13 protein-coding genes, 1 pseudogene and 1 riboswitch are annotated in these 13,120 nt (G+C 63.0%); of the genes and pseudogenes, 7 read left to right on the top strand and 7 right to left on the bottom strand.

What is annotated here, in order from left to right:
• Positions 1 to 2: 2 nt before the first annotated feature.
• The 3 genes from KHO53_RS14485 to KHO53_RS14475 all read right to left on the bottom strand — a co-directional run bounded on the left by KHO53_RS14485 (position 3) and on the right by KHO53_RS14475 (position 4,667).
• Positions 3 to 1,892: a DUF1302 domain-containing protein gene (locus KHO53_RS14485; protein ID WP_010225786.1), complete on the bottom strand. Its 1,890-nt coding sequence runs from the start codon at positions 1,890 to 1,892 to the stop codon at positions 3 to 5.
• A gap of 333 nt (positions 1,893 to 2,225) precedes the next feature.
• A complete protein-coding gene (locus KHO53_RS14480) occupies positions 2,226 to 3,908 on the bottom strand; it encodes a fatty acid--CoA ligase (protein WP_213570441.1) in 1,683 nt (560 codons plus the stop codon).
• A gap of 129 nt (positions 3,909 to 4,037) precedes the next feature.
• Positions 4,038 to 4,667, bottom strand: a complete 630-nt coding sequence (locus tag KHO53_RS14475) for a LysE family translocator (RefSeq protein WP_010225784.1) — start codon at positions 4,665 to 4,667, stop codon at positions 4,038 to 4,040.
• Positions 4,668 to 4,814: 147 nt separating this feature from the next.
• Between KHO53_RS14475 and KHO53_RS14470 the strand changes: the two genes are divergently transcribed.
• From KHO53_RS14470 to KHO53_RS14450, 5 genes are all read left to right on the top strand, one after another.
• The gene (locus KHO53_RS14470; RefSeq protein ID WP_010225783.1) at positions 4,815 to 5,393 is read left to right on the top strand and encodes an NAD(P)H-dependent oxidoreductase; all 579 of its coding nucleotides are present in this window, start codon (positions 4,815 to 4,817) and stop codon (positions 5,391 to 5,393) included.
• Positions 5,394 to 5,404: 11 nt separating this feature from the next.
• Positions 5,405 to 5,773 carry a MerR family transcriptional regulator gene (locus KHO53_RS14465; RefSeq protein WP_010225782.1) on the top strand — a complete coding sequence of 123 codons (369 nt, stop codon included), beginning with the start codon at positions 5,405 to 5,407 and terminating at the stop codon, positions 5,771 to 5,773.
• Between the two features lie 21 nt (positions 5,774 to 5,794).
• Entirely contained in the window at positions 5,795 to 6,757 is a 963-nt protein-coding gene (locus tag KHO53_RS14460) for a 2-hydroxyacid dehydrogenase (RefSeq protein WP_213570440.1), read from the top strand.
• 51 nt (positions 6,758 to 6,808) lie between these two features.
• Positions 6,809 to 7,807, top strand: a complete 999-nt coding sequence (locus KHO53_RS14455) for a methyltransferase (RefSeq protein WP_036993850.1) — start codon at positions 6,809 to 6,811, stop codon at positions 7,805 to 7,807.
• Positions 7,808 to 7,845: 38 nt separating this feature from the next.
• A riboswitch (yybP-ykoY riboswitch) is annotated at positions 7,846 to 7,967 on the top strand.
• Positions 7,968 to 8,054: 87 nt separating this feature from the next.
• Positions 8,055 to 8,642: a TMEM165/GDT1 family protein gene (locus tag KHO53_RS14450; RefSeq protein ID WP_010225776.1), complete on the top strand. Its 588-nt coding sequence runs from the start codon at positions 8,055 to 8,057 to the stop codon at positions 8,640 to 8,642.
• 111 nt (positions 8,643 to 8,753) lie between these two features.
• On the opposite strand, the gene KHO53_RS14445 is transcribed toward KHO53_RS14450, so the two are convergent.
• Positions 8,754 to 9,569: a M48 family metallopeptidase gene (locus KHO53_RS14445; RefSeq protein ID WP_213570439.1), complete on the bottom strand. Its 816-nt coding sequence runs from the start codon at positions 9,567 to 9,569 to the stop codon at positions 8,754 to 8,756.
• Between the two features lie 154 nt (positions 9,570 to 9,723).
• Between KHO53_RS14445 and KHO53_RS26005 the strand changes: the two are divergent.
• Both KHO53_RS26005 and KHO53_RS26000 read left to right on the top strand, forming a co-directional pair.
• Positions 9,724 to 11,010 (top strand): annotated as a pseudogene (locus KHO53_RS26005) (methyl-accepting chemotaxis protein); the annotation flags it as partial.
• A gap of 12 nt (positions 11,011 to 11,022) precedes the next feature.
• On the top strand, positions 11,023 to 11,865 hold the full coding sequence (locus KHO53_RS26000; protein ID WP_502937696.1) for a methyl-accepting chemotaxis protein: 843 nt from the start codon (positions 11,023 to 11,025) through the stop codon (positions 11,863 to 11,865).
• Positions 11,866 to 11,974: 109 nt separating this feature from the next.
• On the opposite strand, the gene KHO53_RS14435 is transcribed toward KHO53_RS26000, so the two are convergent.
• From KHO53_RS14435 to KHO53_RS14425, 3 genes are read right to left on the bottom strand one after another with little or no spacing between them, the layout of a single operon-like run.
• Positions 11,975 to 12,598, bottom strand: a complete 624-nt coding sequence (locus tag KHO53_RS14435) for an SOS response-associated peptidase (RefSeq protein ID WP_010225773.1) — start codon at positions 12,596 to 12,598, stop codon at positions 11,975 to 11,977.
• 13 nt (positions 12,599 to 12,611) lie between these two features.
• On the bottom strand, positions 12,612 to 12,872 hold the full coding sequence (locus KHO53_RS14430) for a putative signal transducing protein (protein WP_010225772.1): 261 nt from the start codon (positions 12,870 to 12,872) through the stop codon (positions 12,612 to 12,614).
• Positions 12,872 to 13,054: a CPXCG motif-containing cysteine-rich protein gene (locus KHO53_RS14425; RefSeq protein WP_010225771.1), complete on the bottom strand. Its 183-nt coding sequence runs from the start codon at positions 13,052 to 13,054 to the stop codon at positions 12,872 to 12,874. The genes KHO53_RS14430 and KHO53_RS14425 overlap by 1 nt, the downstream gene beginning before the upstream one ends.
• Positions 13,055 to 13,120 lie beyond the last annotated feature (66 nt).

Here is a 13,120-nt window from a genome sequence, read left to right as displayed (position 1 = left end):
TCTTAGAAGTTCACGCCGAAGCTGAGGGCGATGAAGTCGCGGTCATCCACGGTGGTGTACTTGCCGTCGAAGAAGTTGGTGTACGACAGGCTGGTGGTGTAGGTGTTCTGGTACTCGGCGTCCAGGCCCAGGCTGATCGCCTTGCGCCCTTCCTCGAAGTTGCCGCCAGGGCCTGGCGAGTAACCGGAGACGTCATGGGACCAGGCGATGTTCGGCTTGAGGTTGACCCCGGCGAACACGTCGTTGTAGTCCCAGATCGCCCGGGCGCGGTAGCCCCAGGAGGTGCTGGTGGTGTAACCGTCGTTTTCGCACTTGCGACTGCGGTTGTCGCCCGAGGTGCCGGGACCTGCGCCGGTGATGGTGCCACTGTTGAGGATCTGCGAGCAGGTATCGAAACCGCCGGTTGCCGGCAATGGACCAGGACCGTAGACCGGGTCACGGCCATAACGCACTTCATGGGCGCTTTCCAGGCCGCCGACATGGGTCACGCCCAGCTCACCCACCACGGTCAGACGGCTGGCGCCCATGACCTGGTCGAAGAAGTGCGTCAGGGTGGTCTGGAACTGGGTGATTTCCTTGCGCCGGTAACCGTGCAGGTCCTGGCCAGGAACACCATTGAGCAACGAGGCGTTAGCCAGGGTCCCGCCAATTGGACGCACGCCAGCAAACAGGATGTCGGTGGTGTTCAGTTGCACCGGCGCATTCGGCCGGTAGCTGATTTCACCGCTCCACGCGGTACCGGTAGGCAGGGTGGTGGAGAAGCTCAGGCCATACAGGCGGATGTCTTCAGGGTACTCGACGAAGTACTGCGAGTTGCCCGCAACGATCATCGGCGCCAGCGGCCGCAGGGATGCCGGCAAGCCAGCCAACCCGGCATAGACCGATGGCGCGGCGCCGGTGGCGCTGAAGATCGGCGCACGGCTGTGGTAATTCATGAAGTAGGCGCCGAATTCGGTACCCAGCGGGTCGTACATGTAACGGAAGGCCACACCGAACTGGCCGCTGTCGCGCGCATCGCGGTCCGGGCCACGGCGTACCAGCACGCCTTCTTCGTTGATGTTCACCCCGCGGGTGGCGAGGAACTGCTGGGCAGCGCCCGGCACCGTACGGCTGCTGTTGAGCACGCGCAGGTTGTCGGTACAGCCGTCGGCAATGATGTCCGGCTGGGAGAAGAAGGTGCCGCAGTTGTCGACGACGGTCTGGTCCCATTCGATCTGGTAGAACGCTTCGGCCGAGAGGTTGTCGGTCAGGCTCTGGGACACATAGAACATGTTGACCGGAATCAGGCCTTCCTTCACTTCGGCGCCCGGGCGACGGAATGCGGCGACGTCGATCGGGTTGATCGAGTTGATGCCGCCACCGATGAAGGTACTTTCACCCCAACTGACCACCTGCTTACCCAGGCGCACCGAGCCCGGCTGATCGGCGATGGAGTAGTTGTGATAGACGAAGGCGTCGAGGATCTGCCCGCCGGACGATTGCGCGCCCTCTTTACGGTTGGAATCGCTGATGTCCTTGAACTCGCGATGCTCGTCCTTGAGTTCGAAGTCGTACCAGTACTTGCCACGGACGAATACCCCGGTATCGCCGTACTTGAGCTCCAGGTCATGGATGCCCTTGAAGATCTTCGAGAAGGTTTCACCGCGCTTGAAGTTCAGGTGGCCGTCATCGGAGGTTTGCGACAGGCCCTTGCCGCCGTTGTTGACGCCGATCAGGTTCTTGTTCGGGTTGGCTGTCGACCAGCTCGCCCCCACCGACAGCGACGAGTCGAACGAGCCTTCGATTTCACCGATATTGAAACTGACGCCGAAAGCAGGACCGGCGAGCGTAGAAGCGAGGCTGACGGCCAGGGGCAGTTTCGCCCGGCGCCAGAACAGATTTGCTGATGTCATCGACGCTACTCCATGTACTTTATTTTTATGGCAGTGAGTCCTTTGCAGAAACGCATCGTTCGAGCGGTGTGAGCGCACCTTTTGCTCGAGCGAGTGGCTGGGCACATGCATGTGCGATCCCCCGTTCCTGAAAATCCCCTGAACCGACTATAGCCAGCAGGTTGAACTGCTTGATCCCTCTAAAGTGTGATTTGCATCCCAACCCCTCTGCCGTGGTCTGCATGACCGGCCACTATGCTGGCAGGGGGAAGAATGGCTGAATTTCGTCATTTGACAAGGCAGCCATGCGTCTGGCGTGCGGGTCGCGCCCGAATGGGCACGACCCGCCTGACGTTACAGGGTCGAGAGGAAGGTGCTGTTACTGGCTTGCCATTGGCTGATATCCACGCGGATTCGCTTCTTGTCGAGCTTGCCGACGCTGGTCTTGGGAATTTCAGTAACAAGGGCGATCTGACTGGGGATTGCCCACTTGTTGATGTGCCCCAGCTCCACGAACGGCTTGAGGTGCGCCTTGAGCGCCTTGGCATCGATGCTCTGGCCTTCGTGGAGCACCAGCAGGGCAAACGGCCGCTCGCCCCACTGTGGATCGGCGACGCCGACCACTGCCACTTCGCGGACCGCCGGATGACGGCTGATCAGGTCTTCGAGCTCCAGTGAAGAGATCCACTCACCGCCGGTCTTGATCACATCCTTGATCCGGTCGCGGATATCGATCACGCCCATGCTGTCGAGGGTGGCGACGTCGCCGGTGTGCAGCCAGCCGCCGTGCCAGAGTTCGGCGCCCTTCTCGGCCTCGCGGAAGTAGCCCATGGTCAGCCACGGCGCCCGCAATACCAGTTCGCCCTGGGTTTCGCCATCGGCCGAGAGGAACTTGCCAGTACCGTCGACGATCGCCGCCTCCACCAACGGTACCGGCACCCCGGCCTTGATCCGGTAGGTGATGCATTCATCTTCGCTACCGGCCAGCAATTCGTCGTTGAGGTGGGCACAGGCCACCAGCGGGCAGGTCTCCGACATGCCATAGGCCGCGGTCAACTGGATGCCATGGGCCTTGGCCGCCTCATACAGGGCGCGGTTCAGCGCACTGCCGCCGATGATGATCTTCCAACCGCCAAAGTCCTGCTGCTGGGCGCCCTTGGCGTTGAGCAGCATCTGCAGGATGGTCGGTACGCAGTGCGAGAAGGTCACCTGCTCCTTGCGCCACAGCTCGCACAGCATCTCCGGTTCGTAACGCCCCGGGTAAACCTGCTTGATGCCAAGCATGGTCGCCACGTAGGGAATACCCCAGGCGTGGACATGGAACATCGGGGTAATGGGCATGTACACATCGTTGCTGCCGAGCAGGCGCACGCTGTCGATACTGCCGGTGACCGACGCCGCCGCCAGGGTGTGCAGCACCAGTTGCCGGTGGGTGAAGTACACCCCCTTGGGGTTACCGGTGGTGCCGGTGGTGTAGAACGTGGTGGCCACCGAGTTCTCGTCGAAATCGGGGAAGTCGTACACCGGGCTGGCCGCCGCCAGGAGTTGCTCATACTCACCGACCAGGTTGGGCAGGTCGGCGGTTTTTTGCTCACCATCGGTCAGCAACAGGGTTTTCTCGACCGTGGTCAGTTGCCCGGCGATAGCCTGGTAGAGGCCGACAAAGTCGCTGTTGACCAGCACGAAGCGGTCGTCGGCGTGATTCATGGTGTAGAGGATCTGCTCCGGCGACAGGCGCACGTTGATGGTGTGCACCACTGCGCCGATCATCGGGATGGCAAACATGCATTCGAGGTAGCGATGGCTGTCCCAGTCCATCACCGCCACGGTGTCACCGGCCTTGACCCCCGCCGCGGTGAGCACGTTGGCCAGCCGCGCGATGCGTTCGTTGAGGGTCAGGTAGCTGTAGCGCAGTTGATCGCGGTAGACGATTTCGCGGGTTTTCTCGTAGCGACTGCCCGACAGCAGTAAACGCTTGATCAACAGCGGAAACTGATAGGCGCCCTCGGCGGGAGGAATGACGCGAGTCTGCAACATAGGAGTCCCTTTTCTAGTGTGCACAAGCTAAGCAAGACATGTCCTACTCTAGAACGCCACAGCAGCGGCCAAATCAGCCAAAGGAATGATTTGACCGGTACAGGGACCAGCGGCGTTTAACCATCACTGTCAGTGCATCTCGGTGAAGGCAATCTTCACGCCCAGGGCAATCAGCACCGCCCCCATGCTGCGGTCGAACCAGTGGCCCATGCGCGCAAAGGCGGCGCGCACCCGCTGCTGGCTGAACAGCCTGGCCACCAGGCAGAACCACAGGCCGGTGGCCAGTGCCAGGTAGACGCCGTAGCCGGCCTGCACGGCCAACGGGGTGTGCGGGTTGATCACCACGGTGAACAGCGACAGGAAAAACAGCGTCGCCTTGGGGTTCAGGCCGTTGGTCATGAAGCCTGCGACAAAGGCGGCACGCGGCGTGCGCTCGACCGTCGAGACCTGCACGGCGTCACTGCCAGGCGCCGCAGGGCGGGCGCGCAGGGCCTTGAAACCGATATACAGCAGATAGCCTGCTGCCAGCCATTTCAGCACGTTGAACAGCATGATCGACTGCGACACGATCAAGCCGATACCCAACAGCGAATAGCCCACATGCAGGAAAATCGCCGTACCGACACCGCAGGCCGTCCAGGTGCCGGCGCGCCGGCCGTGGGTAACACTCTCGCGTACCACCACGGCAAAGTCCGGGCCGGGGCTGGCCACCGCCAGCAGGTGAATCAACGCGACAGTCAGAAATTCAGCCCAGTACATGGGGGCTCCTTGCGGCAAAGAAGGCAATCGGGGGCGCTACATTACGCTTTCGTCCTTTCGGGCAACAGTCTCTGGTAGGAGCGGGCTTGACTCTCCTCCTGAGGGCAGGGGTTAGCCTCAGCGCTTTTGCCCCTGGACCTGCCTTCGATGAGTAAACGAATCCTGGTGATACTCGGCCACCCTGCGCGCAACAGCTTCTGCGCCGCGTTAAGTGACAGCTACATCAATAGTGCCCGGGATAAAGGCCATAGCGTCTGCCTGCTGGCACTCGGCAACCTGGCCTTCGACCCGATCCTGCATGACGGTTATCAACAGGTGCAACCCCTGGAGCCCGACCTGCTGCACGCCCAGCAACTGATCAGTTGGGCCGAGCACCTGGTGTTCATCTTCCCGGTCTGGTGGGGCGGCATTCCGGCGTTGCTCAAGGGCTTTCTCGATCGCATCCTGCTGCCCGGCTTTGCCTTCAAATACCGCAGCGGCTCGCCCTTCCCCGAACAACTGCTCAAGGGCCGCAGCGCCGACCTGCTGGTGAGCATGGACACGCCTCCCTGGTATTACCGCTGGGTCTATCGCATGCCGGCCCTTGAGCAAATGCGCCGCACCACCCTTGGCTTCTGTGGAATCAGGGCCAAAAAGACGTTAACGTTCGGTCCTGTCATCAGCTCAAGCGAACGGCAACGCGAAACCTGGCTGCAACAGGCGCGCACACTGGCTCGCCGGCATTAAAAGGACGTTCGATGTACATTGGCAAAGCCGCGCAGTTGTCCGGGGCGACCATCAAGAGCATTCGCCACTATGAGCGCATCGGCCTGTTGCCGGCGCCCAGGCGCCAGGGAAGCTATCGCCTGTATGACCAGCAGAGCGTCGCCCTGCTGAGCCTGATCAAGTGCGCGCAGAAGCTCGGTTTCAGCCTCAAGGAAATGCAGGCGCTGGTCGGCGATGATCAGGCCGGGCTGCCGATGGAGCGCGTGCGCCAAGCGATTGCCGGCAAGAAAGCCCAGTTGCAGGCGCAGATCCAGGCGCTGCAGCAACAACATCAAGGCCTGCTCGAACTGGAAAGCAGTCTTGAGCAAAGCCATTACGATTGCTTCGTCTACAACGCCTGAGCCCTCACAGGAGTCATCCTAATGTCCACCTCCCGTCGCGCCGTATTTCTCGACCATAGTTCCCTGGACCTGGGTGACCTGGCGCTGGATCGCCTCAAGGCCTGTTTCGATGATTTGCAGCTGTATCCGGCAACCGCTCCCGAGCAGGTCGCCGAACGCCTGCAGGGCGCAACCGTGGCGATCAGCAACAAGGTCATGATCGACGCCGCCACCCTGGCGGCCTGCCCCGAACTGAAGCTGATCCTGGTGGCCGCCACCGGCACCAACAATGTCGACCTGCAGGCGGCACGCGCTCAAGGTATCGTCGTCAGCAACTGCCAGGGTTACGGCACCCCGTCAGTGGCGCAGCACACCCTGGCCCTGCTGCTGGCCCTGGCCACCCGCCTGAGCGACTATCAAAAGGCCGTCGCCGACGGCCGCTGGGGCCAGGCCAAGCAGTTCTGCCTGCTGGACTTCCCGATCGTCGAGCTGGAAGGCAAGACCCTCGGCCTGCTCGGCCATGGCGAGCTGGGTGGCGCCGTGGCGCGCCTGGCCGAAGCTTTCGGCATGCGCGTGCTGCTAGGCCAATTGCCCGGCCGTCCGCCGCGCGAAGACCGCCTGGCGCTGGATGAGCTGCTGCCGCAAGTCGACGTCTTGACTCTGCACTGCCCGCTCAACGAGCACACCCACAACCTGATCGGCGCCCGCCAACTGGCCCTGCTCAAGCCGGGCGCTTTCGTGATCAACACCGCCCGCGGCGGCCTGATCGACGAGCAGGCCCTGGCCGATGCCTTGCGTGCCGGCCACCTGGGCGGTGCCGCCACCGATGTGCTGAGTGTCGAGCCGCCAGTCAATGGCAACCCGCTGCTGGCGACGGACATCCCGCGCCTGATCATTACCCCGCACAGCGCCTGGGGCGCGGTCGAATCACGCCAGCGTATCGTCGAGCAGTTGAGCGAAAACGCCGAGGCGTTTTTCGCCGGCAGCCCGCGCCGCCAGGTCTAAGCCAGGCCCGGCTCTGGTAAACTGCGCCACTTTTTTCAGGAGTCGCCGTCCATGGACCCGCGCAGTGAAGTGTTGCTTCGTCAGGCTGATCTTTTCCAGGGCTCGCTGTTGCTGGCCGGTTTGCCTGCTGACGACCTGCTCGGCAAGCTGCCAGCGGCCCATGGCTGGAGCTGGCATGCCGGCGATCATGCGGCGCTCGATGCGCGCTTCGCCGGGCGCAGCCACTTCGGCGTAGAAGCACCGGCCCAGGCCTTCGACGCCGCCGTAGTGTTTTTGCCCAAGTCCCGTGACCTGGCCAATTACCTGCTCAACACCCTGGCTTCGCGCCTGGCCGGCCGCGAGCTGTACCTGGTCGGCGAGAAACGCGGCGGCATCGAAGGCGCGGCCAAGCAGCTGCACGCCTTCGGCAAGCCCCGCAAGCTCGACAGCGCCCGCCATTGCCAGTTGTGGCAGGTCACCGTGGAGCACGCACCGCAAGCCAAATCGCTGCAAAGCCTGGCCGAGCATTTCGAACTGGCGCTGGCCGATGGCCCGCTGCAGATCGTCAGCCTGCCGGGTGTGTTCAGCCACGGCCGCCTGGATCGCGGCAGCGCCCTGCTGCTGGAAAACCTCGATCAACTGCCCACCGGCCACGTGCTGGATTTTGGTTGTGGTGCGGGCGTCCTCGGCGCGGCCATCAAACGTCGCTATCCGCAAAACCGCATCACCTTGCTTGATGTCGATGCCTTCGCGGTCGCCAGCAGCCGCCTGACCCTGGCCGCCAATGGTCTGGACGGCGAGGTGATCAGCGGCGACGGCATCGATGCCGCACCGCGCGAGCTTGACGTGATCATCAGCAACCCGCCGTTTCATACCGGGGTGCACACCAATTACCAGGCCTCAGAAAACCTGCTGCGAAAATCAGCCGATCATCTGAAAAAAGGCGGAGAAATGCGCCTGGTGGCCAATAGCTTCCTGCGCTACCAACCGCTGATCGAAGAGGCCCTGGGCAACTGCCGGATCCGCGACGAAGGGCAAGGCTTTCGCATCTACCAGGCAACACGCGGTTAAAATCAGCGCTTGCCGAAACGGATTTGCCTAGGCAGAATCCGCTCCGTCCTAGGGGAGTAGTCTCCCGCGAGCACCCAGCTCGCCCGGTACGCGTCAACATACTTGGTCCACAGACCATGGCGCGTGCGACCCACGGTCCGCACAGACGGACCCAGGGTTTGACAAGACCTATGACACGAACACCTTACCCGGGGCGGGAAGGCTGTACGTGTCATAGCCGTGTCGACCCGCCCCCGTAGGAATCCTGATGCTGGAATCATTGCTCGTCCCCACCGCGATCGTGGCCCTCGCCGAAATTGGCGACAAGACCCAATTGCTCGCGCTCATCCTTGCCGCCCGCTTTCGCAAACCCTGGCCGATCATTGCCGGCATCATTGCTGCGACCCTGGCCAACCATGCGGCTGCAGGCGCGGTCGGCGCCTGGGTCAGCACCTTCTTCAGCGCCGCCACCTTGCACTGGATTCTCGCGGCCAGCTTTGCCGCCACGGCGTTGTGGACGCTGATCCCGGACAAGATGGACGATGACGAAGCCAGCACCGCCCGGCGCTTCGGCCCGTTCCTGACCACCCTGATCGCGTTCTTCATCGCTGAAATCGGCGACAAGACCCAGGTCGCCACGGTGATGCTGGCGGCACAGTATCCGCACCTGATCATGGTGATTATCGGTACCACCCTGGGCATGTTGATTGCCAACGTACCGGTGGTGCTGGCGGGCAACTTCGCCGCCGAGAAACTGCCGCTGACCCTGATCCGCCGCCTGGCTTCGGCCGCGTTCTTCGTCCTGGCCGCTGTGGCGGTGTATTCGGCAATGCAGGTCAGTGGCTGGATAGGCTGATCGGTGGTGACTTCATCGCTGGCAAGCCAGCTCCCACAGGCCTTGTATACACAGAACCCTGTGGGCGCCGGTCTTGCCGGCGATGGGCCGCAGCGCGGCCCCGGCTATAACTTACTTGCGGGCCTGTTCGTACAACGGCATCACCTTCGGAATCGCCGCCTGCAACGACGCCTGGCGGCTCGCCGAGGCCGGGTGAGTGCTCATGAACTCCGGCTGCGAACCGCCCGAGGCCTGAGCCATCTTGTCCCACAGGCTGATGGCTGCATTCGGGTTGTAACCGGCTCGGGCGGCCAGTTCCAGGCCGATCAGGTCGGCTTCGTTCTCGTTAGCCCGGCTGTTGGGCAGGGTCAGGCTGTATTGCACCACGGTGTCGGCAATTGCCAGGCTGTCCTGGCCCAGGCCCAGCAAGGCTCCCGCGCCCTGGCGGGCCATCTGCACACCATAGGCCTTGGACATCGCTTCACGGCCATGCTCGCGCAAGGCGTGGGCGATTTCATGGCCCATCACCGCAGCCAGCTCGTCATCGGTCAGCTTGAGTTTGTCGATCAGGCCGTTGTACACGAAGATCTTGCCGCCAGGCCCGCAGTTGGCGTTGAGCTCGTCGCTCTTGATCAGGTTCACTTCCCAGTTCCACTGTGCCGCATCCGGGCGGAATTGCGGTGCCTGGGCAATCAGGCGATTGGCGATGGTCTGCACGCGCTTGGCATTGGCGCTGCTCTTATCGAGCACACCCTTGCTCGAAGCCTCACCCAGGGTCTGCTGGTAGGACTGGGCGTACATCTGGTTGACTTCATCGGTCGACAGCATGCTGAACATATATTGCTTACGCTCGACACCCACGGCGCCGCCGCTGGTGGTGTTCACCGCCTGGCAGCCAGCAAGCAGGACGCTGGCGCTCAATGCACCGATTACAAATGACTTACGCATGAAAACACTCCCTTCGAACATGCCGCGTATCCTAGGCCGACTCGCTTGAGCCCGCCATATCCCTGATGAAGATTTCTCCAGACGGTGCTCATGCTTTCGCCCCGCCGGGCCGATAACGCAAGGCAGACGCCTTTCCTTGCGCTTGGAGCCCCACATGAAGTTCCGGTCGATCCAGTTTTCCGTCGCCGCCCTGGCTGGTGCCATTGTCCTGAGCATTGTTGCCGCTCTGGTGCTCTACGCCGTGTATGCCGGCGAACGCACCCAGGAACTGGTGCAAACCCGCACTCAGCAGCAGTTCGAGGCGGTGATCGAGCAGCGCCTGACCGCCCTGGCGCGGACCCAGGTCAGCGAAATCCAGCGCGGCCTGGAAGCGCCCCTGCTGATCGCCCGCGGCCTGGCTACCAGCAACGCCATGCTTGGCATGCAGGACAGCAACGGCAATGCCCTGCTGAAGATCGAACGCGAGCAAATGATTGCCCTGCTCAAGCAGACGGCGCTGACCAACCCGCTGATTCTCGGCACCTACCTGGGCTGGGAGAGCAATGCCCTGGACCACGATGACGCGCGCTTCGTCGGCACCTCGGTCACCGGTATCGACAGTGCCACCGGGCGCTTCCTGCCCTGGTGGTTCCGCAACGAAGACGGCAGCCTGGGCCTGGACAAGCTGGCCGACGTCAATGACCAGACCGTCCTCGCCACCGGCGTGCGCGCCAGTGAGTACTACCTGTGCCCACGGGAGTCGAAAAAAGCCTGCGTTATCGACCCGGCACCTTACAAGGTAGGCGACAAGGTGGTGATGCTCGCCTCGTTCGTCGAGCCGATCATGATCGACGGCAAGTTCCAGGGCATTGCCGGCGCCGACCTGTCGGTGAACTTCATCCAGGAACTGCTCAATACCGCCGACCGCCAGCTCTATGACGGGGCCGGCGAACTGGCGCTGGTGTCCGGCAACGGCCGCCTGGTGGCCTTTACCAAGGACCCGGGCAAGTTCGGCGAAAAAGCCAGCGACGCTCTCGACGCCAATGCCGCCGGCACCCTGGCGCAACTGAGCGGCGAAAACCTGCACTACGAAGTCGACAAGAGCGCTGGCCGCATCGAGCTGTACCTGCCATTCAAGATTGCCAATACCGACGCCCGCTGGACCCTGCTGCTGGAGCTGCCGATCAGCGCAGTGATGGCCGATGTGGAAAAACTGCAAAGCGACCTCAGCGCCCAGCGCAGCACCGACATCACCGGCATGACCCTGGTAGGCCTGGGCATCGCCGCGCTGGGCCTGCTGGTGATCTGGCTGCTGGCCCACGGCATCGCCCGACCACTGCGGCAGATGGTGGCGATGCTCGATGACATCGCCCAGGGCGAAGGCGACCTGACCCGCCGCCTGAGCAGCGACCGCGCCGATGAACTGGGCTCGATCGCCAAGGGCTTCAACACTTTCCTGAGCAAGCTGCAGGCGATGATCAGCCAGGTGGTGGCCTCGGTGCAGAAGGTCAGCGACTCCTCGGAGCACACCGCCGACATCGCCATCCGCACCAACCAGGGCGTGCACAAGCAAATGGCCGAAATCGACCTGGTGGCCACCGCCGTGCACGAGATGACCGCCACCGCCCAGGACGTTGCGCGCAACGCCACCCATGCGGCCCAGGCCGCCAACAACGCCGATCAGGCCGCCCACCAGGGCCTGGAAATCGTGCGCAACACCTCCCATTCGATCAGCGCCCTGGCCGAGGAAATCGGCCGCGCTGTCGGCGTGGTGCAAACCCTGGCCCGCGACAGCGAGAACATCAACGCCATCCTTATCGCCATCCGCGCGATTGCCGAACAGACCAACTTGCTGGCGCTCAACGCCGCGATCGAGGCAGCGCGCGCCGGTGAACAGGGCCGTGGTTTTGCCGTGGTGGCCGACGAGGTGCGTAACCTGGCGCAGAAAACCCAGCAGGCCACTGAAGAAATCCAGCAGATGATCCAGCAACTGCAGCAGGGTACCCGCGATGTGGTGCGCGTCATGGAAGACAGCCAGGGCAAGACCGACGACAGCGTGCAGCAAGCGGCGCGCGCCGCCGAAGCCCTGGAGAGCATCACCCAGGCGGTATCGGTGATCAACGACATGAACACGCAGATAGCCAGTGCAGCCGAAGAACAGAGCGCGGTAGCCGAGGATATCAACCGCAACGTGATCAATATCGGCCAGGTGGCCAACGAAGTGGCGGGCGGCGCCGATGAGTCAAGCACCGCCAGTGCCGAGCTGACCAAGCTGGCCGAGCAGCAGCGGCGGTTGATCAACCAGTTCAGAGTGTGAGGCCTTGGGGCTGCTTCGCAGCCCATCGCTGGCAAGGCCAGCTCCCACAGGGTCAGTACACACTCCATTGTGGCAGCCGGCCTTGCCGGCGAAGCCCTTTCCAGCCCCCTCAAGCCGGGGTCAAGCACTCCGGCCCATTGAGCTTGGGATCGTTGACGAAATTGGCCAGCACCCGCTCGCGCAGCGGTGCCTGGCCGCCCGCCAGCAATTCGTACAAGCGCGCCGGCGGGGTCTGGGGATCAAGCCACGCCGCTTGCCCGGCGGCATCAAGAATCAGCGGCCGTCGCTGGGTCATCGCCGCCTGGGTCACCACCGCGGTGCTCAGCCAGACCTGATCCTGCACCGGATACGCCTCCCAGATCGCGGCAAAAAACAACGAGGAGCCCTCCCCCGGCGTCAACCAGTAGGGGCGCTTGCGCTGGGTGCCACGCCATTCGTAAAAACCGTTGGCCGGCAACAGGCAGCGGCGCAGGCGAAAGGCCTCACGGAACATCGGCTGTTCGGCCAGGGTCTCGGCCCGGGCATGGGCCGGGGTGCGTGACAAGTCGGTGAGCCAGGCCGGAGTCAGCCCCCAGCGCGCCCGCGCCAGTTCCATCTGGCCATCGTCGAGACGGCGCTGGATCAGCACCGAGGCACCGGGGGAGATGTTCCATTGCGCCTGCTGGTCACTGGGAAATCCCGGCAACGCAGCAAAGGCGGGAGACCAGCGAAACAGCGCATAACGTCCACACATGAGGGGCAAAAACCTAGCAAATCAGGGTTCCGGGGAGGTTCTCCGGTTCGTCGCCCACAAGTGGCTGGGCGCTATTGTACGCGGCGATCAGCTCGCGTGCGCAGGCGGCCTGCTCATCAGCCACCGCCAGGCCCAACAGACCGTGCATCGGCAGGTCGCCCATGGCGCCCATCAGGTCGCGACCGACCAGGTGCACGGTGATGCCTTCACTGGCGAGCATGCCGATAAGCATTTGCGCTTCCAGCAGGCTTTCAGGCTCGTAAATTCGCTGCATCAGTCATTCTCACCATAAACGTCCAGCATCCATTCCTCGCCATGCACCTGCAGCACGAAGCGGATCGGCTTGCAGCACACCTGGCAGTCCTCGATGTACTCCTGATCGCCGCCCGACAGGTCCACCGTCGTCTCGACTTCTTCACCACAATAAGGACAATCGTAGATCGCTGTCTCCAGCATCGCGGCCTCCCGAGTGACTTGTGCGTATAATTGCCGGTCTATTTACAGGCCCTGAGTGTGTCTGAG

The organism is Pseudomonas sp. RC2C2 (assembly GCF_018390435.1).
GTDB classification, from domain to species: Bacteria; Pseudomonadota; Gammaproteobacteria; order Pseudomonadales; family Pseudomonadaceae; genus Aquipseudomonas; species Aquipseudomonas donghuensis.
The sequence above is the reverse complement of the archived record's forward strand: the minus strand, read 5'-3'. Positions and strand labels throughout refer to the sequence as shown.